Here is a 22210-nt window from a genome sequence, read left to right on the forward strand (position 1 = left end):
GAGCCGATCAGAGCGCGACAAGGAGACGCCAAATGGATCGCTTCAAGCAGATAGAAACGTTTGTGCGCGTCGCGGAGGCGGGCAGCCTCGCGGCGGCGGCGCTGGAGGAGGGCGTGTCGCCGGTGATTCTCGGGCGGCGCATCGACGCGCTGGAAAAGCGCCTCGGCGTGAAACTGATGTACCGATCGACGCGGCGGCTCGTCGTCAGCGAAGACGGCGCGGCCTTTCTCGACCGATGCCGACATTTGCTGACCGAATGGGATCAGGCGGAAAACGAGCTCGCAGCGGGACGCCGGGCAGTGAACGGGCACTTGATCGTATCGGCGCCGGCGGCGTTCGGACGGATGCACGTCGCGCCGCACGCGCCGCCGTTCATCGCTGACAAGCCGGAATTGCAGATGTCGTTCAACCTGACGGACCGCGTCGTGGATCTGGTGCGCGAGGGCTATGACCTGTCGATCCGGATCGGCGGAGCGGTCGATCCGAACTTCGTTGCGGTGAAGCTGGCGAACAACCGGCGCGTGGTGTGCGGCACGCCCGAATATTTCCGGAAGCACGGCAAGCCCAGATCACTCGACGACCTGCCGGCGCACAACTGCCTCGCGTTCAATTTGCAGGGTGGACAGAATCGCGGCTGGTATTTCCGGCGCAACGGCAAGCTGGCGACCGTGCGCGTGTCCGGCAACCTCGATTGCAACGACGGCGAGCTGCTGCACCGATGGATGTCGGAAGGGCTCGGGCTCGGCTGGCGTTCGACGTGGGAAATCCAGCGTCAACTGGCGGCGGGAGAACTGGAAACCGTCCTCGACGAATACGCGCTTCCGGACTACGACATCCTCGCCGTGTATCCGCAGCAGCGCTACGTGCCGGCGAGAGTGCGCTACTTCATTGATTATCTTAAGGAAATTTACACGCAGCCGGATTACTGGAGCCGGGCGCCCTGATTTCGGGGGCCGCCGCGGCCGGCAAACGCTAAATCATTGAAAAGACAGCGGAAGTCATTCGAGAAATGCTGTTCGAGCTTGCGCGGACGGGTGCCGGCAGTTACAATCTTGGGCTTCTCACTTGCCGCACCGGTCCGACGCCCGGGTGGCTTTAATCCACAAGTCAGCACAAGGAGTGAATATGCGTCATTACGAAATCGTATTTATCGTGCATCCCGATCAGAGCGAGCAAGTGCCCGCGATGATCGAGCGTTACAAGGGCACGATCACCACGCACGGCGGCCAGATCCACCGTATCGAAGACTGGGGCCGTCGTCAGCTGGCCTACATGATCGAGAAACTCGCGAAGGCTCACTACGTCTGCATGAACATCGAGTGCAATCAGGAAACGCTTGAAGAACTCGAACATGCGTTCAAGTTCAACGACGCAGTTCTGCGCCACCTGATCGTCAAGCTGAAGAAGGCCGAAACCGGCCCGTCGCCGATGATGAAGGAAGTGCAGCGCGAAGAAGCCAAGAAGGCGGCCTCCCAGCCGACCGAAGCGCAGGCTTAAGGCGATTTGATTCGTCAGCCACCAGGAATCAAGTGAACCGGCTGCAACTGACAGCAAGCGTCGTGGAACGCGAACCGGTGCGGTACACCCCCGCCGGCGTCCCGATCGCAAGCTGCACGTTGCACCACCGCGCGGAAGTCGTCGAAGCCGGCATCGCCCGGCAAGTCGAACTGACCATGCCGGCGGTAGCGGCCGGTGAGGCGAGCGGCAGACTGGAAAGCTGTCAGATGGGCGTGGAAACACGTTTCACCGGCTTTCTGGCGAAAAAGAGCCGCAATGCACGAACCCTGGTGTTTCACATCACAGAATTGCAGGATATTGGAAAGGACTGAACATGCCCCGCCCGACTGGTAAGAAATTCGACAAGCGTCGTCAGCAACAAAACCCGCTCTTCAAGCGCAAGAAGTTCTGCCGTTTCACGGCCGCGAATGTCGAGTACATCGACTACAAGGACACGGAAACGCTGAAGGACTTCATCGGCGAAAACGGCAAGATCACGCCGGCTCGTCTGACGGGTACGAAGGCTCACTATCAACGTCAGCTCGACACGGCAATCAAGCGCGCGCGTTTTCTCGCGCTCTTGCCGTACACCGACCTGCACAAGGCCTAATCAGACGACGCAATAAGGAACAGCCAAATGCAAATCATTCTTTTGGAAAAAGTCGTCAACCTGGGCAACCTGGGCGACATCGTGAAGGTCAAGGACGGCTACGCACGTAACTTCCTGATCCCCGGCAAGAAAGCCCGCCGCGCAACGAAAGACGCCATCGCCGAATTCGAAGTGCGTCGCGCCGATCTCGAAAAGGTCGCCTCTGAAAAGCTGGCAGCCGCGACGGCTGCAGGCGAAAAGCTGAACGGCGCAACCGTTCAGATCTCGCAAAAGGCCGGCGTCGACGGCCGTCTGTTCGGTTCGGTGACGAACGCGGACATCGCTGACGCGCTGAAGAAGCAAGGCCTGGCCGAAGTGGAAAAGGCGCAAGTGCGCCTGCCGGAAGGCCCGCTGAAGCTGGTCGGCGACCATGCGATTCAAGTCGCGCTGCACACGGACGTCGTGGTTGACGTCACCGTGTCGGTGCTCGGCGAACACGCTTGAGTCCGCGAGCGTTCATCTGTAACGCTCGACGCTTGATGTAGTAAAAGAAGGGCAGGAACCGCGCGCGGTTCCTGCCTTTTTTGTTGGCCGCGGCCGGTCATTTCATCGATAATTCCACCCCATGAACGCTCCGTCGAAAGATCCGCAACTCGATGCGCTGAAGGTCCCACCGCATTCGATCGAAGCCGAACAGTCCGTCATCGGCGGCCTGCTGCTGGACAACGCCGCGTGGGACCGCATCGCCGATGTCATGTCGCACAGCGACTTTTATCGCTACGACCATCGGATCATTTATGAACATATCGGCAAGCTGATCGCGGGCACGCGTCCCGCCGACGTCATTACCGTTCACGAAGCGCTGAGCACCGCGGGCAAGGCCGACGAAGTCGGCGGCCTCGCGTACCTGAACGCGCTCGCGCAGAACACGCCGAGCGCCGCGAACATCCGTCGCTATGCGGAAATCGTGCGCGATCGCGCGGTGCTGCGGCGGCTCGTGTCGGTGGCCGACGAAATCTCCGCCGACGCCTTCAATCCGCAAGGCAAGGAAGTGCGCCAGTTGCTTGACGAAGCCGAGGCGAAGGTGTTCTCGATCGCCGAAGACGGCGCGCGCGGCACGCAGGGCTTTCTCGAAATCGGGCCGCTGCTGACGCAGGTCGTCGAGCGTATCGACACGCTTTATCACACAGCGAATCCGAGCGACGTCACCGGCACACCGACGGGTTTTGTCGACCTCGACCGGATGACTTCCGGCATGCACGGCGGCGAGTTGATCATCGTGGCGGGGCGGCCGTCGATGGGTAAAACCGCGTTCTCGATGAACATCGGCGAGTACGTAGCGGTCGAATACGGCCTGCCGGTCGCCGTGTTCTCGATGGAAATGCCGGGTACGCAATTGACGATGCGTATGCTCGGCTCGGTCGGACGGCTCGACCAGCATCGCATGCGAACCGGCCGCCTCACCGACGAAGACTGGCCGAAGCTCACCCACGCGGTGCAGAAAATGAGCGAAGCGCAGCTTTTCATTGACGAAACCGGCGGCCTGAATCCGATGGAATTGCGCTCGCGCTCGCGCCGTCTTGCGCGGCAGTGCGGCAAGCTCGGCCTCATCATCGTCGACTATTTGCAGCTGATGTCGGGCTCGGGCAATAGCGGCGAAAACCGCGCCACCGAAATCTCGGAGATCTCACGCTCGCTCAAGAGCCTCGCGAAGGAACTCGACGTTCCCGTGATCGCGCTCTCACAGTTGAATCGCGGCCTGGAGCAGCGTCCGAACAAGCGTCCGATCATGTCCGACCTGCGCGAATCCGGCGCCATCGAGCAGGACGCAGACGTCATCCTTTTCATCTACCGCGACGAAGTCTATAACCCCGACAGCCCCGACAAGGGCACGGCGGAAATCATCATCGGCAAGCAGCGGAATGGTCCGATCGGGCCGGTTCGGCTCACTTTCCACGGTCAATACACGAAGTTCGACAACTTCGCCGGCGCCCAGAATTTCTACGGCGAGTGAGTCCGTGCGTCACCGTGCGTCAATCGGCCGCCATCGTGCGGTCATCCTGCAATAACAATGCGTGAACCGGCGCGGGTGCGCCGGCTGTCTCGCGAAGGTACAATGTGTCGGTTTGATGTCACACACATTTGACCATCTATCGGGATTTTCATGTTCGGTCGATTCATGCCCACTGAGGGCAAATTCTTCGAAATTTTCAACGCGCACGCGAAGTGCATCGTGGATGCGAGCCGCGAGCTCGAACTGCTGATCGACAACCTCGACGACGCCGAGATCCACAAGCAGAACGTCCAGACCAACGAAAAGCGCGCGGACAAGCTCACGCACGAAACCATCGACCTGCTGCACAAGACGTTCATCACGCCGCTCGACCGCGACGAGATCCACAAGCTCATCACGACGATGGACGACATCCTCGACCTGATGGAAGACGTCGCCACCGCGATTTTCCTGTACGACGTGCGCCAGGTGACGTCCGAGGCGAGCCAGCTCGCGCACATCTGCACGGCGACGTCGATTCGCGTGCAGCAAGCCGTGGAATTGCTTGCCGACATGAAGCGCGCGAGCGAAATCCTGAAGATCTGCGAGGAAATCGACCGGCTGGAATCGGACGCGGACCGCGTGCTGCGCTCGGCGATGTCGAAACTCTTCCGCGAAGAAGACGACGTGAAGACGCTGATCAAGCTGAAGGCGATCTACGAACTGCTCGAAACGATCACCGACAAGTGCGAGGACGTCGCGAACATCATCGAAGGCATCGTGCTGGAAAACGCCTGAAGAACCAGGCCCGGTAAGCGGCGCGACCGGCCGCGCGAGCGTCATCCGCGCCGGGTCAGCCGTCCATTGCGTCAAAAAAACGGGTATAAAAACCACCACCGATGCATTCGATTCAACTCGCTCTCTGGGCCGTCGCCACGCTCGTTCTCGTCGCACTCATGTTCGACTTCATGAACGGCTTCCACGACGCCGCCAATTCCATCGCGACGGTGGTCTCGACGGGCGTGCTCAAGCCGCAGCAAGCGGTCGCATTTGCCGCCGCGTTCAACGTCATCGCGTATTTCATCTTTCACCTTAAGGTCGCGGCCACGGTCGGCAAGGGCACGATCGATCCCAATATCGTCGATCATTACGTGATCTTCGGCGCGCTCGTCGGGGCGATCGGCTGGAATATCGTCACCTGGCACTACGGCATTCCGTCGAGTTCGTCGCACGCGCTGATCGGCGGGCTGGTCGGCGCGGCGCTCGCGAAGTCGGGCTGGGGATCGCTCAACATGGACGGCCTGCTGAAAACCGTCGCGTTCATCTTCATCTCGCCGCTGCTCGGCTTCGTGCTCGGCTCGTTCTTCATGCTGCTCGTGTCGTGGATGTATTTCCGCACGCCGCCATCGCGCGTCGACCGGCGGTTCCGGCGCCTGCAGCTCGTGTCGGCGGGGCTTTATTCGCTCGGCCACGGTGGCAACGACGCGCAGAAAACCATTGGCATCATCTGGATGCTTTTGATCGGCACGGGATATGTGTCGTCGATGGCCGAGGCGCCGCCCGTCTGGGTAATCGGCGGGTGCTACCTCTCGATGGGGCTCGGCACGCTCTTCGGCGGCTGGCGGATCGTCCGCACGATGGGACAGAAAATTACGAAGCTCAAGCCCGTCGGCGGTTTTTGTGCCGAGACGGGCGGGGCGATCACGCTGTTCCTCGCGTCGATCCTCGGCATTCCGGTGTCGACCACGCACACGATTACGGGCGCGATCGTCGGCGTCGGCGCGACGCAGAAGTTCAGCGCGGTGCGCTGGGGCGTCGCGGGCAACATCGTGTGGGCGTGGATTCTGACGATCCCGGCGTCCGCCGCGCTCGCGGCCGCCGGCTGGTGGTTCGGCCACCGCTTTCTGTAAGTCTCGTACCGGCGCCGTTCAGATGAGCGGCGCGGAGACGCCATCCATCGGGATGATCGCGCCCGATACATAACTCGCCCGGCGGCTCGCCAGAAACAGCGCGACGTCGGCGATTTCCTCCGGTTTCGCATACCGCCCGAGCGGCACCTTCGACTGACTCGCCGCGAGCGCCTCGTCGCGCGTGACGCCGTCTTTCTGCGCCTCCAGTTGCAGGGCTTCCTCGACGCGTTCGGTCAGCGTCGCGCCCGGATTGATTGCGTTGATGCGGATGCCGAGCTTCGCGTAGTGGTGCGCGAGGCCGACGGTCGCGAGCATCAGCGCCGCGTTCGCCGCGCCGCCCGCGATGTGGATGTCGCTCGCGATTTTCCCGCCCATGCCGATGATGTTCACGATCGCGCCCGGTTGTGCGTCTGGATTCGCGCGTGCGCGCGCGGCCATTTGCTTCAGCACGACCTGCTGCGGATAGATGTAGGAAAAGTACTTGGCGTCCATCGCGGCCTTGAACGCGGCGGCATCGAGCGTATCGGGGTCGTAGCGCTTGGCCGAACCCGCGCTGTTGATCAGGATGTCGATGGGGCCGAGCGCGCCGGTCGCTTCCTCGACGATGTCCTCTGCGCTGTGCGCCTCGCGGAGGTCCGCGCGCGCAAGATGCACGTGATGTCCCGCGTTGGCGAGCTGCTCCCGGGCGCGGGCGAGATTGGCGGGATCGCGCGAAACGATCGCAATTTTCGCGCCTTCAGCCGCAAACGCGCGCGCGCACGCGAAACCGATTCCCTTGCTGCCGCCCGTTATCAGGACGACCTTGCCGGCGAGTCCCAGGTCCATGACGTTGCGCTCCTATCTAGGCGAGATAATCAGAACACGATAGCAGAGACGCGAGGACGAAGGTTAGTTGCTGCCATTGGCGAAGCGGGCGATGGGGTCGTCGGCGGGAGCGGAGGCGCGGATGACGTGCGGCGGTGGTTCCGGCGCTGCTGCGGGTTGCGCGGCGCGGGCTTGTTGCGCGGCAAGGCGGGCGGTCGGCGGCGGAGGCTCGAAGGCGTCGGCGGCGGCGGTGATGGGGTCGGGTGCGGGTGCGGCCGTGCCAGCCGATAGGGCTTGTCTTTGAGCGGTGGTGGGCGCGACGAGTGGCGCAGTTTGAGCGGCCGCGCTGGCTTGTCGCGATTGACGTTGTGCGGCTGCGAGCGCGGAAGGAGGCGGTTCGAATGGATCGGCGGAAGCTGCTCGCGGTTGTTGACGCGTCGAAGCCGACGCGTCAGCTGCGAGCCGCGATTGTCGTTGTGCCGCCGACAGCGACGATGGCGGCGGTTCGAATTGATCCGGTGTGCCTGAGGAGACGGGCGTATGAGCGCGGATCGGAGCCGTTGCACTAGCTTCCCGCGACTGACCTTGCGCTGCCACGAGCGCGGAGGACGGCGGCTCGGATTGCGGCTGCGTCCGTGCGGGACCGGTCGCACCGGCGTCGCGCGACTGCCGCTGCGCTGCCGCCAGCGCCGGCGGCGGCTCGAATGGATCGGCGGCGGAAGCGTCTTTCGAAGGCGTTCGCGCCGGAACTGCCGCCCCCGCCACGCGCGACGGCCGCTGCGCCGCGCCCGAAGCCGAAGTCGGCTCGAACGCATTCGCCGAGGTGGCGCTTTGCTCACGCACCTGCGCGGGACTACTCGCGCTTGCCAAAGGCGCCGCTCCCGACGACGCCTCATAAACCGGTCCATCGAACGGCGTCGGCGCGGACTTGGGAGGCGCGACGCGCCGAATGCCATCGAACCGCTTTGCCCAATAAGGATTCGTCAGGTAATCAAGCCGCACGGTGCCGCCTGTCGACGGTGCATTAACAAACCGCAGCTTTCCCACATATATCCCGACGTGCGAATGCGGCCGACCCGTCGTATTGAAAAAAATCAGATCACCCGGCGCGACTTCATCAGGTTCGATCGATTCACCGCGGCTGCTCATATCAGCAGTCGTGCGCGGCAGATTCACCGAAGCCGCCCGGTCGACCACATACCGCACGAGCCCGCTGCAATCGAAACCGGCGTCGGGCGTATTGCCGCCCCATCGATACGGCACGCCGACGAGCGACATTGCCTGGATCGAAATCTCTTCGCGCCCGACGCTGTGATCGACGAAATTGGGGAAATCGGATGGCGTCGCGAATGTGCGACTGGCGGTCGATGCGTTCCCGGCCGGCTTGCGCGACAGCTTCTGCGGCGCGCTGCCGCAAGCGGCGAGCAGCAGTGTCACGACCAGCAGTAACCAGAATCGACGCATTTCAGGGGGCGCAAGCAGAAGGCAGTTCCGCCGATACTAGCCCGCCACACGGGGCTGCGGCAAGTTTTCCTTATGTATTACTTGAACAAAGCGTGCTAAGCGTTGCCTTGCCAAAACGAAAAACGGCCCGGCGTTCGAAGCCGGGCCGCTAAAAAATTGCCGCAAATAGAGCTTAAAGAATGTCCGACGCGTAATCCGCGAGACGCGAACGTTCGCCGCGCGCGAGCGTGACGTGACCGCTGTGCGTCCAACCCTTGAAGCGATCGACGACGTATGTCAGCCCCGAACTGCCTTCGGTCAGATAGGGCGTGTCGATCTGCGCGATGTTCCCGAGACACACGATCTTCGTGCCCGGACCCGCGCGCGTGACGAGCGTTTTCATCTGCTTCGGCGTCAGATTCTGCGCTTCGTCGATGATCACGTATTTATCGACGAACGTCCGGCCGCGCATGAAGTTCATGCTCTTTACCTTCAGCCGCGATCGAATCAGCTCCTGCGTGGCGGCACGGCCCCATTCACCGGCGGCGTCGTCGGTTTTCTGGAGGACTTCGAGGTTGTCGTCGAATGCGCCCATCCACGGCTGCATCTTCTCTTCCTCGGTGCCCGGCAGGAACCCGATGTCCTCGCCGACCGGAACCGTCGCGCGCGTCACGATGATCTCGTTGTAGCGCTTGTCGTCGAGCACTTGCGCGAGGCCAGCGGCGAGCGCCATCAGCGTCTTGCCGGTGCCGGCCTGGCCGAGCAGTGTGACGAAATCGACTTCGGGGTTCATCAGGAGATTCAGCGCGAAATTCTGCTCGCGATTGCGCGCCGTAATGCCCCACACGTTGTTCTTGTGATGGCCATAGTCGCGCAGGGTCTGCAAAAGCGCCGTCTTGCCGTTCAGCTCGCGCACGACCGCGTGAAACGACGGCTCGCCGTTCTGCGGCTCGAGATAGACGAACTCGTTGACCAGCATCGACGCACAGAGAGGCCCGGTGACGCGGTAATACGTCGTGCCGGTCTTCGTGTCCTGCCAGCTTTCCATGCCCTTCGCGTGCTTCGTCCAGAAGTCCTGGGGCAGCGCGCGCACGCCGGAATAGAGCAGGTCCTTGTCTTCGAGAACCTGGTCGTTGAAGTAATCCTCGGCGGGCAGGCCGAGCGCATGCGCCTTGATGCGCATGTTGATGTCCTTCGACACCAGCACGACCTGGCGGTCCTGCCGCTCCTTCTGCAACGCGCGCACGACGCCGAGAATCTGGTTGTCCGCCTTGCCGACGGGCAGCCCTTCGACCGGCTCGATGTGCGTGAGCGTCGTCTGGAAGTAGAGGCGGCCAAGCGCATCGCGATTGCCTTGCGACGCGAGCGGCAGCCCCGCCGACATCTCGCCGACGTGCGCGACAAGCGCATCGAGCGTGCGGCTCACCTGACGCGCGTTGCGGGCGACTTCGGACATGCCCTTCTTGTGGTTGTCGAGTTCCTCGAGCGTCATCATCGGCAGATAGACGTCGTGCTCCTCGAAGCGGAAGAGCGAGCTCGGATCGTGCATCAGCACGTTGGTGTCGAGCACGAAAAGCTTGCGCATCTCGACTTCCGGCTGGCCGCGCTGGCGCCGCTTGTTCTGCGTGCGCTCAGGCGTCGCCGTCGATGCGGGAGCGGCGGCGGGCGACGGTGCTTCGCCGCGGGCTTGTCTGGCGACGGGCTTGACGGCGTCGCCATCGGCCACGTCCGGCGACGGCACCGGCTGCAAAAGCGCCGCCGTCTGTTTCGAGCGACGGCTGCGCGCGGCGGGCGCGGGCGCATCGGCGGCTTCGGCGGCCAACGTGGAAGGCGACGCGGGCGCGCCTTTCGCGCGGGCGATCGTATCGCTTGCGACCGCGTGCAGCGCGCTTGCGGCATTCGCGGCGGGCCGCGCGCTGCCGACGGCGTTTACCGGAGCGCCGTAGTCGGCGGCTTCGGGTTGATCGTCTTCTGCCTGTTTCTTCGACTGTTTCGCAGGCCGGGCTTTGGCTTTGTATTCTTCAGACGGCAGGAGGTTGCCGAGCTTGGCGGGGGCGGTAGGCAAAGGCATGGTTTCCCTCGAAAGGAATCGGGTCGTATATCGTGCGCCGCCTGTCGCATCCTGCTTGCATTTCGTCCTGCTGAAACGGTAGTGCAGTTTGCGCCCGGCGGCGCGCTTCGTTGTCGAAAACGCCGGTTCGCCTAAGTTTCGATCGGCTCCTTGGAAGTTGCTTGAAACAAAGACGTCGCGCGCATCGCGCACGTTCCGTGGCTTTCACGCGACGCAAATAAAAAAGCCGCCGTCCCGACATGGGAATCAGCGGCTCGACATCGATTCGCAAGGCGCCTGACACTCGCCTTTTCCACGTAGCTCGGGTCCATGCCGACCGCGCTGAAAGGCGCGTGGTGACTGGCGCTACGGCAGGAGGAATGGGGTGGACAGGCGCTCATTGCGAACCAATATAACCGTCCTCAAAGCGCTTGTACAGCGTCCACAATGGCTTCTACGTGGCCTGGCACCTTAACGCCGCGAAACTCCCGGCGCAGGACGCCGTCGGCATCGACGAGGAAGGTCGAGCGTTCGATTCCGCGCACTTCCTTGCCATACATCTTCTTCATTTTGATGACATCGAAGAGGGCGCAGATCGCTTCGTCGGCATCCGATACCAGCGTGTACGGCAGTTCGAGCTTCGCCTTGAAGTTGTCGTGCGACTTCACGCTGTCGCGCGAGATGCCCACCACTTCGGCGCCGGCCCCCTGAAAGCGCTCGTACAGGTCGCGGAATTGCAGGCTTTCGGTCGTGCAGCCCGGCGTGTTGTCTTTCGGATAAAAAAAGAGGACGACCTTCTTGCCGCGCAGGCTGGAAAACGTGAATTCGCCGGCGGTGGAAGGCGCGGTGAAATCGGGGACGGGCTGGTCGACTGCAATCGGCACGAACATTTCTCCTGTTGTCGTTGGATGCGTGGGAATGTGGAGCGATGGGGCACCGATGTGCCACCGCGAAGGCCTGAATCAGCCCGGCTGGACGATCAGTTCGCCCGCGCGGCCCGGAATTTCGCCCCACGTGACAGGGTACGTGGGCAGCGTCGAGCGGTCCAGCGCCGCATGATAGTCGCCCATCGTGGCGAAGCCGTGTCCCTGCGCGCGCCAGCCGGCAAGCAGTTGCTCGAATACGGGCGCAAGCTTCTGCCCTTCGAGTTCCGCGTGAAGCGTGAACACCTGGTCGTGCGGGTTGTCCGCCGTGTGCCGCAGCAAATGGGCCGCGACATTGCCTACATCGACGCCATTGACACCCAGCACTTCGTCGAGCGTCGGCAGCGTGGTCGGCATCTGGATGTGATTGAGCGTGCGGCCGTCGAGCACGGGGATATATGGCGTGTGGCCGCGCCCGTCGGAGGCGTAGTGCATGCCCCACGCGTCGATCTGTTCGAACGCGTAGCCGTTCATCTGCCAGCCAGCGGCGCCATGCGTGACGGGCGGCGCGCCGAAAATCTCGATGAAGCGCGCGTGGCTCTGCTGCATCTGCGCGACGGTCCACGCGCGGTCGCGCTCGCGCACGTTGTCCTGCCAGTAGACGTGATCCCACGTGTGGATGCCGCATTCGAAGCCGGCCTCGTGGATCGCGCGCATCTCGGCGACGGCGTTGCGGCCGATGTCCGGTCCCGGCAGCAGCACGCCGTACATCAGCGTCTTGACCCCGTAATGCTCGACCACCGACGTGCGTGAGACCTTCTTCAGGAATCCGGGACGGAACACGCGGCGCAGCGCCCAGCCGGTGTGATCCGGCCCGAGGCTGAACAGGAACGTAGCGCGGGCGCCGAATTTGTCGAGCAGGCGCGCAAGATTCGGCACGCCTTCACGCGTGCCGCGCAGTGTATCGACGTCGATCTTCAGGACGATGCGAGCCACGCGCTACCCTCAGCCTTCGACCAGCTTGCGCGCATCGCCGACATGGCCGCGATACGCCTCGAAGATCTTGCGCAGCGCGTCGTCCATCGTCGCGAGCGGTTTCCAGCCCAGTTCCTGCATCGTGTTGTCGATTTTTGGGACGCGGTTCTGCACGTCCTGATAACCCGCGCCGTAGTAAGCGCCCGACGAGGTCTCGACGAGTTGCACGTCCTTCGCGCTCGGCGCGTACTCGGGGAATTCGTTCGCGAGCTTGAGCATCATGTGCGCGAGTTCCCGCACCGAGAAGTTGTTGCTCGGATTGCCGATGTTGTAGATCTTGCCGGTCGCAACGCCGTCCTTGTTCTCGATGATCTTCATCAACGCGCCGATGCCGTCGTCGATGTCGGTGAACGCGCGTTTTTGCGCGCCGCCGTCCACCAGGCTGATGTTCTCCCCGCGCACGATGTGGCCGAGGAACTGCGTGACCACGCGCGAACTGCCTTCCTTCGCCGTGTAGATGGAGTCGAGGCCCGGGCCGATCCAGTTGAATGGGCGGAAGAGGGTGAAGTTCAGCCCCTCCATGCCGTAGCCCCAGATCACGCGGTCCATCAGCTGCTTTGAGCATGCGTAGATCCAGCGCGGCTTGTTGATCGGGCCGTAAGAGAGCACCGATTCTTCCGGATCGAACTGCTCGTCGGTGCACATGCCGTACACCTCGGAGGTCGACGGAAACACCAGGTGCTTGCCGTACTTGACCGCCGAGCGGACGATCGGCAGGTTCGCCTCGAAGTCGAGCTCGAACACGCGCAGCGGCTGCTTCACGTAGGTCGCGGGCGTGGCGATCGCGACGAGCGGCAGGATCACGTCGCACTTCTTCACGTGATACTCGACCCACTCCTTGTTGATCGTGATGTCGCCTTCGAAGAAGTGCATCCGCTCATGATTCGCGAGGTCACCGAGGCGGTCGGTTTGCATGTCCATCCCGAAGACTTCCCAGTCGGTCGTTTCGAGGATGCGCTTGGACAGGTGATGGCCGATGAAGCCGTTGACACCCAGGATCAGGACTTTTTTCATGAATGGCGTGTGGATTGAGTGATTCGGGCGAATTCCGCGGGGCTGACGACACGTTCGACATGAGCCGGGTCCGCGGCCGCGTGCCGCAGTTCGCTGATCGCGACGATGCGGCCGTCGCCGCAGACGCCGAACAGCGCATTATCCGCCACGGCAAGGCCCGCGGGCAAATTTGAGACGGTGCGAAGAAGCTCGGCGGGAACCGACTGCGAGCCGCCTTCCGGCACAAGCCGCGCCCGCGCGACAATGAAACGATCGCCGTTCAGATCGGTGAACGCGCCCGGATACGGCGGCGCGACCGCGCGGATCAGGTTGTAGACCTGCTGCGCCGGCTGCGTCCAGTCGATACGGCCGTCTTCCGGCTTGCGCCCGCCGAAATAGCTGCCGGCGGCGAGGTCGTTCGGCAGATGCGGCGCTTCGCCCGCGATCAGCGCGGGCAACACGCGCCAGAGCGTCTGCTCGGCGGCGACGGCGGTTTTGTCGAAGACTTGGGCGGCGGTGTCGTCGGGAAGGATCGGGACGGGTGTTTGCGCGAGGATGGCGCCCGCATCGGGCTTGGCGGCCATTTCGTGCAGCGTCGCGCCGGTTTCCGTTTCGCCGCGCAGCACCGCCCAGTTCGTCGGTACGCGTCCGCGGTACTTCGGCAACAGCGAACCGTGCATGTTGTACGCGCCGCGTTTTGCCAGCGCGAGCAGGTCGACCGGCAGCATGTGCCGGTAATAGAACGAGAAAATGAAGTCCGGCGCGACGCGGTTCACCGCTTCGAAGACGTCGGGCGCTTTCGGATCGGCGGGCGTGATGACGTCGATGCCGTGTTCCGCCGCCACCAACGCCACGCTGCCGAACCAGATGTTCTCGGTCGGGCTGTCCTCGTGCGTGACGACGAGCGCGACATCGACGCCGCGCGCGAGCAACACTTGCAGGCAGCGCACGCCGACGTTGTGATACGCGAAGACGACCGCACGCGGCTTCATCGGCCCTGTTCCTCGCGCTGCACGACGCCGATCGTCTGCACCGCTTCCTGGCGCGGCTTGTGGACCGACGTGTGGCCGTCGCGCTGTTCGAGGATAGTCTGCACGAGATAGCGCGGACGCGCGCGCACTTGCTGATAGATCCGGCCGATGTATTCGCCGAGCAGCCCGAGCGCAAAGATAATCACGCCGAGCATGAAGAACGTAATGGCGAAGAGGGTGAACACACCCTGGACTTCCGCGCCGAACATGAAGCGGCGGATCAGCAGCAGCAGGAAGAGCGCCGCCGAACCGGTAGAAAGAATCACGCCGATGAACGACAGCCACTGTAGCGGCACCACCGAAAAGCCGGTCACGAGGTCGAAATTCAGGCGGATCAGGCTGTAGAGCGAATACTTCGACTCGCCCGCGAAACGCTCCTCGTGCGCGACATCGACTTCGATCGGGTTCTGCGCGAACGTGTACGCGAGCGCCGGAATGAACGTGTTGATCTCGCCGCAGCGGTTGATCGTGTCGATGATGTGGCGGCTGTACGCGCGCAGCATGCAGCCCTGGTCGGTCATCTTGATCTTCGTGATGCGCTCGCGCAGCCGGTTCATCAGCCGCGACGCCTTCTTGCGCCACAGGCTGTCCTGGCGCTGCTGGCGAATCGTGCCGACATAGTCGTAGCCTTCGCGCATCTTGGTGACGAGCTTGTTGATTTCCTCCGGCGGATTCTGCAGATCGGCATCGAGCGTGATGACGATCTCGCCGCGCGACTGCTCGAAGCCCGCGAGAATCGCCATGTGCTGCCCGTAATTGCCGTTGAGCAGGATCACGCGCGTCGTGTCGGGGCGCACGTGGAACTGCTGCGCGAGGAGCGCCGCCGATTTGTCGCGGCTGCCGTCGTTGATGAAGATGACTTCATACGACGTAGCGAGGGCGTCGAGCGCCGGGTAGAGGCGCTCGAAAAGGGCGGCCAGGCCGGCTTCCTCGTTGTACACCGGGATGACGATCGAGACTTCGGGCGTCGCCGGCAGAAAATCCGTATGACTCATGTTGCGCTGGGTTTCCGTGGAGTTAGGTGCCGCCATGTCGCTGTCAATGCGTGCCATGCTGATCGCAGATTTCGTCGACCGCACGCACGACGCGCGTGACGTCGTCGTGGCTCATCAGCGTGAAGAGCGGCAGCGTGACCGTCGATGCGCCGAGTTTCTCCGCGTGCGGGAACATGCCTTCGCGGAACCCGCGCGCGCGGTACAGCGTGAACAGATGCAATGCAGGATAGTGCACGCCCGAGCCGATGCCGCGTTCCTTCAGTTGCGCCATGAATTCGGCGCGCGTGAGGTTAAGCCGGTCGAGCGGCAGCGCGATCTGGAACATGTGCCAGTTGCTGTCGGTGAAATTCTGCACCGGAAATTGCACGCCGAGTTCTGCCGCCGCGCCGCCCGCGAACGCTTCGAAGTAAGCGCGCGCGAGTTGCCGGCGCTTGTCCGTGAAGCGTTCGACGTGCTTCAGTTGCCCGAGCCCGACGCGCGCCGCAACGTCCGTCAGGTTGTACTTGCCGCCGAGCAAGTCGCAGTCCATGCCGTCGAAACCGATGCGCGTGATGCCCTGCAGCCGGTATTTCTGCGCGATGACCGCTTCCTCTTCATTGTTCAGCACGAGCGCGCCGCCTTCGATCGACGTCACGTTCTTGTTCGCGTGGAAGCTGAACGAAACGATGTCGCCGAACGAACCGATGCGCTTGCCGCGCCACGTGGCGCCGAACGCCTGTGCGGCGTCCTCGATCACGCGCAGCTTGTGCTCGCGCGCGATCGCGTAGAGCCGGTCCATGTCGACGGGCAGGCCCGACAGGTACACCGGCATGATCGCCTTCGTGCGCGGCGTGATCGTCTTTTCCAGCAGGTCGAGGTCGATGTTGCGCGTGGCCGGGTCGATGTCGGCGAAAACCGGCGTCGCGCCTACTTCGAGGATCACGTTGCTGGTCGAGACCCAGGTCATCGGCGTGGTGATGACTTCGTCGCCCGCGCCCACGCCCGCGATCCGCAGGCCGATTTCCATCGTCGCCGTGCCGGAATTGAACGAGCGCACGGGCCGTCCGCCGCAATACGCCGACAATTCGGCTTCGAACTGCTGGTTCTGCGGGCCCGTCGTGATCCAGCCCGAGCGCAGGACGTCGACGACGCCCTGGATCGTCTCTTCGTCGATCTCGGCGCGCACGAACGGCAGAAAGGGCAGCGATGTCTGATTCATGGACTTTTCTGCAAAAAATGAAGGAGTTAGCCGCGCGCCAAAACGGCGACGCCGATGAGGATGATGCCGATGCCGATGAGCCGCTGCATCGACATCACCTCGCCGAACAAATACCACGCCGCGAAGGCGTTGACGACGTAGCCGAGCGAGAGCATCGGATAGGCGATCGATACGTCCACTCGCGACAGTCCCAGGATCCACACCGCGACGCTGAACACGTAGCACGTGAGCCCGCCGATGATCGGCCACTGCGTCGCGATCTTGAGGCCGACCGGCACGATGTTCTCGCGGCTGAATTCGAAGTGCCCGACGGCATTTACGCCTGCTTTGAGCAGCAACTGCGCACAGGCGTTCAACAATACGCCGATGACGATGCAAAGGAAGGATATCGGGTTCATTACGGACGTTTAAAGGCCTCGGGTTGCGGGTTCACTGAACGATCGTGCCGATTTTTCAGGGCTGCGGCTTTTCGACGATCACGCGCCGGTCGTCCCGCGCGATCACCTGCATCGGCACGTGGCGCGCGAGAAGTTCGTCATAGCGGCCGGGCGGCATCAGCGCGAGGGCATAGTGGTCGGCGTCCCAGCGCCTGACCCATTCGTCGATGGTCGGCACCCACTTTTGCGGCTCGGTTTCGACGCCGAAGCGCAGCTCGTCGGCTTCCTGGACCATGATCATCGTGTGCCCCAGATAGAACGGGACCGTGTGGTCGAGCTTGGCGATCGAGTAGAACGGCGCGTCGGGCGGCATTTTCGCCATCGCGGCCTTGACCGCTGGCACGAGCTTCACGCCCGAGCTTTCGCGGCCGAAGACGTCGTGGCCGGTGCCCGCGATCGTCCCTAGCAGGAGCCACGCCGTGCCGAGCGCGACCGCCGCCGCGATCGTGCCCCGCCGGTTCAGCCAGATGGCGAGGAGCGTCACGACGAACGCCACCGCGAGGCCTGCGTACACCCAGACCTGGAACTCGCGATAGAGCGCGTTCGGCGTGTGTCCGCTGCCCGCGCGGCTCAGGAAAATCGCGCCGAACGCGGCGGCGATCAGAAACACCGCATAGCCGATCAGATGCCGGTGCCACTGCGCGCGCGTCATGAGCGGCAAATAGATGCCGATCACGAGCGCGATGGCGGGGGCGATCGGCAGGGTGTAGGAAAGCAGCTTCGAATGCGACGCGCTGAAGAACAGGAAGATGAATACCGTCCAGACGAACAGCAGCGTGACAGGCGCGAAGCCGTTCGGCTGGCGTGGCACTTTCGCCGCGTGACGCACGCTCTGAAAGGTAATCGACAGCCACGGCAGAAAACCGACGATCATCACCGGCACAAAGTAATAGAACGCTCCGGGGCGGTTCTGCTCGGGCGTCAGGTAGCGCTTGAACTGCTGGACGATGAAGAAGAAGTTGAAGAATTCGGGATTCTTCAACTGCACGAGGATAAACCACGGCGCCGCGACGATCAGGAACATGATCAGCCCGCTGCCGATGTAGAGACGCTTCCAGAGCGCCCAGTCGCGCGTGATGACCGTGTAGAGCACGAGCACGGCGCCCGGCAGGATGATGCCGACCAGCCCCTTCGACAGCAGCGCCGCCGCCATTCCCGCCCAGCAGAGCCACATCCAGAGCCGCACTTCGCGAGTCGGCAGGTTGGGGCGCTGCGCGAGCAGCAGCGCGCAGAGCGTGAGCTCCATCCAGAACGACAGGCCCATGTCGAGCGCGTTGAAGTGGCTCATCAGGCTCCAGTACGGCGCACTCGCGAGCGCGACCGCCGCACAAAAGCCCGTCACGCCGTTGAACACGCGCGCGCCCGTGTAGCCGATCAGCAGCACGCCGGCGAATCCGGTCAGCGCTGTATAGAAGCGCGCCTGCCATTCGCCGATGCCGAACCACGCGAACGTCAGCGCGTTCGCCCAGGTCTGGAGCGGCGGTTTTTCGAAGTACTTGTAGCCGTTGTAGCGCGGCGTGATCCAGTCGCCGGTGACGAACATCTCGCGCGCCATTTCGGCGTAGCGGCCCTCGTCGCTCGGCACCAGATGGCGCAACCCGAGCGGCGCGAACCAGATCACGGCGAGCGCGAGGATGAGCAGAAGTAGCGATAGGCGGGTGAGCGGTAGCCGCGAAGGCGTATCGTTCATGAGATTCGACCTGTCCGATGCCGCATCGCGCGGCGCTTAGAAAAACAAAAAGGGCTCGAGTATTGCGCGCCGCAGCTTAAGGAACGCTTACGCGGCGCGTGTCGATGCGGCGCGGCGTACGAGAGACGCCGAAATCCGGTCGTAAGCTTCGTGTCTTAAAAGCCGCGATGGTTCACCGCCGTTACGCCGGAAGCCCCGCCGCGAACGACGGCCGCGAGTTTACCGCACTACGGCCCCGTTTTTAGCGGTCCGCGCGAGAAAGGCGGATCACGCCGTGCGCCCGGAAATCCGCTCAGGTTTCGATCAGCAGCGCCGCCGCGACGCGTCGGCCTTCGGACATCAGGATGTTGTAGGTGCGGCAGGCGGCGCCGAAGTCCATCGTCTCGATGCCGATACGATGCTTCGCGAGCGCCGCCGTCAGGCGCGGATGCGGAAAGCGCAGGCGCGAGCCGCTGCCGAAGATCACCACTTCCGGCGCGGCGGCGACGAGCGCCTCGAAGTGCTCGGGCGCGAGCGCTTCGAACGAAGCCACGGGCCAGTCGATCACGGCCGCTTCCGGCATCACAATGATGCTGCCTTCGTGCCGCTGCAGGTTGATCGCGACGTAGCCGTCGCCGTAGCTCGTGATCGTGTTCAGCGCGCCGCTGGATTCCTGGTGAAGTTTCAAATTGATGATTCCGGCAGACGAGGATTGGCGGGAAAGTGGGACGCTCGTTCGCGCAGCGCGGGCCGATCGTTGCAAATGCGGCGGGCGGCCGCTTCGATTGGTGCATTGCGGAAACGGGTCATAATCCGCTAAATTATAACTTTCCAGCCGGCGAGACTGCTCGACCGGCCTCCATTGCACTCGCCGCGCCGCCACAAGCCGCCATCTTTGTGCAATCCGGTCCGCAACGCCTGCCTCCATCACCGGCGGGCCTCCGATCCGGCGTTCGCCACCTGTCGAGCGACGCCGACCGCCAATCGTCGCCATCGAAGCCGCATCAGGGCGCGTGGCATCGCTTAAAATTGCCCGCGACGCCGCCGTATCGCCCGCCGTCGCTACAACGCCGATCCAGTCCGCTTGATTACCCAGAGCAGCCAGCCGTGAAACCGATTCTCAAATCCAACAAGTTGCAAAACGTCTGTTACGACATCCGCGGGCCGGTGCTCGAACACGCGAAGCGCCTCGAAGAGGAAGGCCACCGGATCATCAAGCTGAACATTGGCAACCTGGCCGCGTTCGGCTTCGATGCGCCCGACGAAATCATCCAGGACATGATCCGCAACCTGCCGGCGTCGTCCGGGTATTCGGATTCGAAGGGCGTGTTCGCCGCGCGCAAGGCGATCATGCATTACACGCAGCAAAAGGGCGTGGCGGGCGTCGAACTGGACGATATCTTCATCGGCAATGGCGCATCCGAGCTGATCGTGATGGCGATGCAGGCGCTCCTCAACGACGGCGACGAAGTCCTGCTGCCCGCGCCCGATTACCCGCTGTGGACGGCGGCCGTGAGCCTGTCCTCCGGCACGCCGCGCCATTACATCTGCGACGAGGGCGCCGGCTGGCTGCCCGATCTCGCCGACATTCGCGCGAAGATCACGCCGAACACGCGGGCGCTCGTCGTTATCAACCCGAACAACCCGACGGGCGCGCTCTATCCGGACGAACTGCTGCTGGAACTGGTCGACCTCGCGCGCGAGCACGGTCTGATCATCTTCGCCGACGAGGTCTACGACAAGATCGTCTACGACGGCAAGACACACACGTCGATGGCCGCGCTTTCCGAGGACGTGCTGACCGTCACCTTCAACAGCCTCTCGAAAAGCTACCGTTCGTGCGGCTATCGCGCGGGCTGGATGTTCATCTCGGGCCTGATCGAAGAGAACCGCCGCCGCGCGAACGACTACATCGAAGGGCTCGGCATCCTCGCGTCGATGCGCCTCTGCGCAAACGTGCCCGGCCAGTACGCGATTCAGACGGCGCTCGGCGGCTACCAGAGCATCAACGACCTGATCGTGCCAGGCGGGCGCCTCTACAAGCAGCGCGAACTCGCGTACGACATGCTGACCGCCATTCCCGGCGTATCCTGCGTGAAGCCGCAGGCCGCGCTCTACATGTTCCCGAAACTCGACCCGAAGATGTACCCGATCGAGGACGACCAGCAGTTCATCACCGACCTGCTGCTCGAAGAACGCACGCTGCTCGTACAGGGCACGGGTTTCAACTGGCCGACGACGGATCACTTCCGCGTCGTGTTCCTGCCGAACGTCGACGATCTCGCCGATTCGATTCACCGCATCGCGCGCTTTCTCGACGGCTATCGCAAACGCCACTCCGCTTAACCCTTCTATAAGAAATACGCTGCATGGAACCGATCAAAGTTGGACTCTTGGGCTTCGGCACGGTCGGCAGTGGCACCTTCACGGTACTGCGCCGCAACCAGGAAGAAATCAAACGCCGCGCGGGCCGCGGCATCGAAATCGCGCGGGTCGCCGTGCGCACGCCGTCGAAGGCCGAGGCCGCGAAGGGCGCGGGCATCGCGGTGACGGATGACTTCAACGCCGTCGTCGACGATCCCGCCATCGACATCGTCTGCGAGATGATCGGCGGCACGGGGCTCGCGCGCGAACTCGTGCTGCGCGCGATTGCGAACGGCAAGCACGTCGTCACGGCCAACAAGGCGCTGCTCGCCGTGCACGGCAGCGAGATTTTCGAAGCGGCGCGCGCGAAAGGCGTGATGGTCGCGTTCGAGGCGGCGGTCGCGGGCGGTATCCCGATCATCAAGGCGTTGCGCGAAGGGTTGACGGCGAACCGCATCGAGTACATCGCGGGCATCATCAACGGCACGACCAACTACATCCTCTCGGAAATGCGCGACCGCGGCCTCGACTTCGCGACCGCGCTGAAAGCCGCGCAGGAACTGGGCTACGCCGAAGCCGATCCGACGTTCGACATCGAAGGCGTCGATGCCGCGCACAAGGTCACGATCATGAGCGCGATCGCGTTCGGCGTGCCGGTGCAGTTCGAGCGCGCGTACGTGGAAGGCATCAGCAAGCTCGCGGCGATAGATATCCGCTATGCCGAGGAACTCGGCTACCGCATCAAGCTGCTCGGCATCGCGCGGCGCACGGAGAAGGGCATCGAACTGCGCACGCATCCGACGCTGATTCCGGGCAAGCGCCTGCTCGCGAACGTCGAAGGCGCGATGAACGCGGTCGTGGTGCACGGCGATGCCGTCGGTACGACGCTTTATTACGGCAAAGGCGCGGGCGCGGAGCCGACGGCATCGGCTGTGGTCGCTGATCTCGTCGACGTCACGCGCCTGCATACGGCCGATCCGGAGCATCGCGTGCCGCATCTCGCGTTCCAGCCGGACAGCCTCTCCAACACGCCGATCCTGCCGATCGAAGAGATCACGAGCGGCTACTACCTGCGTCTGCGTGTCGCCGACGTGACGGGCGTGCTCGCCAACATCACGCGCATTCTCGCCGACAAGGCCATCTCCATCGACGCGTTGCTGCAGAAGGAATCGGAACAGGTCGACGGCGCGCAGAAGGGCGAAACCGACATCATCCTGATTACGCACGAGACGCTCGAAAAGAACGCGAACGCCGCGATCGCGGAGATCGAGGCGCTCTCGACGGTCGTGTCGAAGGTGACGAAGCTGCGCATGGAAGCGCTGAACTAGGATTCGAGCAT

Annotated in this window: 22 protein-coding genes; 10 read left to right on the forward strand and 12 right to left on the reverse strand. The window is 63.3% G+C overall.

All coding sequences use genetic code 11. The features are described 5' to 3' along the window. The first annotated feature begins 32 nt into the window (after window positions 1-32). The 8 genes from AWB67_RS17320 to AWB67_RS17355 all read left to right on the forward strand — a co-directional run bounded on the left by AWB67_RS17320 (window position 33) and on the right by AWB67_RS17355 (window position 5989). On the forward strand, window positions 33-944 hold the full coding sequence (locus AWB67_RS17320) for a LysR family transcriptional regulator (protein WP_087657488.1): 912 nt from the start codon (window positions 33-35) through the stop codon (window positions 942-944). A gap of 181 nt (window positions 945-1125) precedes the next feature. After that, window positions 1126-1497 carry a 30S ribosomal protein S6 gene (gene rpsF / locus AWB67_RS17325; RefSeq protein WP_087657489.1) on the forward strand — a complete coding sequence of 124 codons (372 nt, stop codon included), beginning with the start codon at window positions 1126-1128 and terminating at the stop codon, window positions 1495-1497. Between the two features lie 32 nt (window positions 1498-1529). Continuing rightward, entirely contained in the window at window positions 1530-1829 is a 300-nt protein-coding gene (gene priB, locus AWB67_RS17330) for a primosomal replication protein N (protein WP_087657490.1), read from the forward strand. Between the two features lie 2 nt (window positions 1830-1831). Then, window positions 1832-2107, forward strand: a complete 276-nt coding sequence (gene rpsR / locus AWB67_RS17335; protein WP_087657491.1) for a 30S ribosomal protein S18 — start codon at window positions 1832-1834, stop codon at window positions 2105-2107. Window positions 2108-2134: 27 nt separating this feature from the next. Beyond that, window positions 2135-2590, forward strand: a complete 456-nt coding sequence (gene rplI / locus AWB67_RS17340; protein WP_087657492.1) for a 50S ribosomal protein L9 — start codon at window positions 2135-2137, stop codon at window positions 2588-2590. A gap of 121 nt (window positions 2591-2711) precedes the next feature. Next, on the forward strand, window positions 2712-4100 hold the full coding sequence (locus AWB67_RS17345; protein ID WP_087657493.1) for a replicative DNA helicase: 1389 nt from the start codon (window positions 2712-2714) through the stop codon (window positions 4098-4100). Window positions 4101-4250: 150 nt separating this feature from the next. Then, entirely contained in the window at window positions 4251-4877 is a 627-nt protein-coding gene (locus AWB67_RS17350) for a DUF47 domain-containing protein (RefSeq protein WP_087657494.1), read from the forward strand. A 101-nt stretch (window positions 4878-4978) separates the two neighbouring features. Next, complete coding sequence (locus AWB67_RS17355) at window positions 4979-5989, forward strand: inorganic phosphate transporter (protein ID WP_087657495.1); 1011 nt, start codon at window positions 4979-4981, stop codon at window positions 5987-5989. 18 nt (window positions 5990-6007) lie between these two features. Here AWB67_RS17355 and AWB67_RS17360 read toward each other — a convergent pair whose 3' ends face one another. The 12 genes from AWB67_RS17360 to AWB67_RS17415 all read right to left on the reverse strand — a co-directional run bounded on the left by AWB67_RS17360 (window position 6008) and on the right by AWB67_RS17415 (window position 19195). After that, window positions 6008-6814, reverse strand: a complete 807-nt coding sequence (locus AWB67_RS17360) for an SDR family oxidoreductase (protein ID WP_087657496.1) — start codon at window positions 6812-6814, stop codon at window positions 6008-6010. A gap of 63 nt (window positions 6815-6877) precedes the next feature. Continuing rightward, on the reverse strand, window positions 6878-8257 hold the full coding sequence (locus AWB67_RS17365) for an NlpC/P60 family protein (RefSeq protein WP_087657497.1): 1380 nt from the start codon (window positions 8255-8257) through the stop codon (window positions 6878-6880). 172 nt (window positions 8258-8429) lie between these two features. Further along, window positions 8430-10307: a PhoH family protein gene (locus AWB67_RS17370; protein ID WP_235025204.1), complete on the reverse strand. Its 1878-nt coding sequence runs from the start codon at window positions 10305-10307 to the stop codon at window positions 8430-8432. A 401-nt stretch (window positions 10308-10708) separates the two neighbouring features. Next, on the reverse strand, window positions 10709-11170 hold the full coding sequence (locus AWB67_RS17375; RefSeq protein WP_087657569.1) for a peroxiredoxin: 462 nt from the start codon (window positions 11168-11170) through the stop codon (window positions 10709-10711). A 78-nt stretch (window positions 11171-11248) separates the two neighbouring features. After that, window positions 11249-12145 carry a polysaccharide deacetylase family protein gene (locus AWB67_RS17380; RefSeq protein ID WP_087657498.1) on the reverse strand — a complete coding sequence of 299 codons (897 nt, stop codon included), beginning with the start codon at window positions 12143-12145 and terminating at the stop codon, window positions 11249-11251. Between the two features lie 9 nt (window positions 12146-12154). Continuing rightward, complete coding sequence (locus tag AWB67_RS17385) at window positions 12155-13198, reverse strand: bifunctional UDP-4-keto-pentose/UDP-xylose synthase (RefSeq protein WP_087657499.1); 1044 nt, start codon at window positions 13196-13198, stop codon at window positions 12155-12157. Next, the gene (locus tag AWB67_RS17390; protein WP_087657500.1) at window positions 13195-14169 is read right to left on the reverse strand and encodes a formyltransferase; all 975 of its coding nucleotides are present in this window, start codon (window positions 14167-14169) and stop codon (window positions 13195-13197) included. Before AWB67_RS17390 ends, AWB67_RS17385 begins: the two co-directional genes overlap by 4 nt. Next, on the reverse strand, window positions 14166-15203 hold the full coding sequence (locus AWB67_RS17395) for a glycosyltransferase (protein ID WP_025527730.1): 1038 nt from the start codon (window positions 15201-15203) through the stop codon (window positions 14166-14168). Before AWB67_RS17395 ends, AWB67_RS17390 begins: the two co-directional genes overlap by 4 nt. 43 nt (window positions 15204-15246) lie before the next feature. After that, on the reverse strand, window positions 15247-16401 hold the full coding sequence (locus AWB67_RS17400; RefSeq protein ID WP_087657501.1) for a DegT/DnrJ/EryC1/StrS family aminotransferase: 1155 nt from the start codon (window positions 16399-16401) through the stop codon (window positions 15247-15249). 26 nt (window positions 16402-16427) lie between these two features. Further along, entirely contained in the window at window positions 16428-16799 is a 372-nt protein-coding gene (locus AWB67_RS17405) for an SMR family transporter (RefSeq protein WP_087657502.1), read from the reverse strand. Window positions 16800-16854: 55 nt separating this feature from the next. Continuing rightward, on the reverse strand, window positions 16855-18528 hold the full coding sequence (locus AWB67_RS17410; protein WP_087657503.1) for a glycosyltransferase family 39 protein: 1674 nt from the start codon (window positions 18526-18528) through the stop codon (window positions 16855-16857). 292 nt (window positions 18529-18820) lie between these two features. Beyond that, window positions 18821-19195, reverse strand: a complete 375-nt coding sequence (locus AWB67_RS17415) for an Mth938-like domain-containing protein (RefSeq protein ID WP_087657504.1) — start codon at window positions 19193-19195, stop codon at window positions 18821-18823. Between the two features lie 419 nt (window positions 19196-19614). Between AWB67_RS17415 and AWB67_RS17420 the strand changes: the two genes are divergently transcribed. After that, entirely contained in the window at window positions 19615-20853 is a 1239-nt protein-coding gene (locus tag AWB67_RS17420) for a pyridoxal phosphate-dependent aminotransferase (RefSeq protein ID WP_087657570.1), read from the forward strand. A gap of 23 nt (window positions 20854-20876) precedes the next feature. Beyond that, on the forward strand, window positions 20877-22199 hold the full coding sequence (locus AWB67_RS17425) for a homoserine dehydrogenase (protein WP_087657505.1): 1323 nt from the start codon (window positions 20877-20879) through the stop codon (window positions 22197-22199). Window positions 22200-22210: the final 11 nt, after the last annotated feature.

The organism is Caballeronia terrestris, from assembly GCF_001544515.1.
In the GTDB taxonomy this organism is placed as follows: Bacteria; Pseudomonadota; Gammaproteobacteria; order Burkholderiales; family Burkholderiaceae; genus Caballeronia; species Caballeronia terrestris.

Coding starts and splice junctions, on each gene's coding strand:
- AWB67_RS17410 (WP_087657503.1), bottom strand. CDS start 18,528: ATGAACGATACGCCTTCGCGGCTACCGCTCACCCGCCTATCGCTACTT.
- rplI (WP_087657492.1), top strand. CDS start 2,135: ATGCAAATCATTCTTTTGGAAAAAGTCGTCAACCTGGGCAACCTGGGC.
- AWB67_RS17350 (WP_087657494.1), top strand. CDS start 4,251: ATGTTCGGTCGATTCATGCCCACTGAGGGCAAATTCTTCGAAATTTTC.
- AWB67_RS17370 (WP_235025204.1), bottom strand. CDS start 10,307: ATGCCTTTGCCTACCGCCCCCGCCAAGCTCGGCAACCTCCTGCCGTCT.
- AWB67_RS17345 (WP_087657493.1), top strand. CDS start 2,712: ATGAACGCTCCGTCGAAAGATCCGCAACTCGATGCGCTGAAGGTCCCA.
- AWB67_RS17355 (WP_087657495.1), top strand. CDS start 4,979: ATGCATTCGATTCAACTCGCTCTCTGGGCCGTCGCCACGCTCGTTCTC.
- AWB67_RS17385 (WP_087657499.1), bottom strand. CDS start 13,198: ATGAAAAAAGTCCTGATCCTGGGTGTCAACGGCTTCATCGGCCATCAC.
- AWB67_RS17320 (WP_087657488.1), top strand. CDS start 33: ATGGATCGCTTCAAGCAGATAGAAACGTTTGTGCGCGTCGCGGAGGCG.
- rpsR (WP_087657491.1), top strand. CDS start 1,832: ATGCCCCGCCCGACTGGTAAGAAATTCGACAAGCGTCGTCAGCAACAA.
- AWB67_RS17360 (WP_087657496.1), bottom strand. CDS start 6,814: ATGGACCTGGGACTCGCCGGCAAGGTCGTCCTGATAACGGGCGGCAGC.
- AWB67_RS17405 (WP_087657502.1), bottom strand. CDS start 16,799: ATGAACCCGATATCCTTCCTTTGCATCGTCATCGGCGTATTGTTGAAC.
- AWB67_RS17365 (WP_087657497.1), bottom strand. CDS start 8,257: ATGCGTCGATTCTGGTTACTGCTGGTCGTGACACTGCTGCTCGCCGCT.
- rpsF (WP_087657489.1), top strand. CDS start 1,126: ATGCGTCATTACGAAATCGTATTTATCGTGCATCCCGATCAGAGCGAG.
- AWB67_RS17390 (WP_087657500.1), bottom strand. CDS start 14,169: ATGAAGCCGCGTGCGGTCGTCTTCGCGTATCACAACGTCGGCGTGCGC.
- AWB67_RS17425 (WP_087657505.1), top strand. CDS start 20,877: ATGGAACCGATCAAAGTTGGACTCTTGGGCTTCGGCACGGTCGGCAGT.
- AWB67_RS17400 (WP_087657501.1), bottom strand. CDS start 16,401: ATGAATCAGACATCGCTGCCCTTTCTGCCGTTCGTGCGCGCCGAGATC.
- AWB67_RS17395 (WP_025527730.1), bottom strand. CDS start 15,203: ATGAGTCATACGGATTTTCTGCCGGCGACGCCCGAAGTCTCGATCGTC.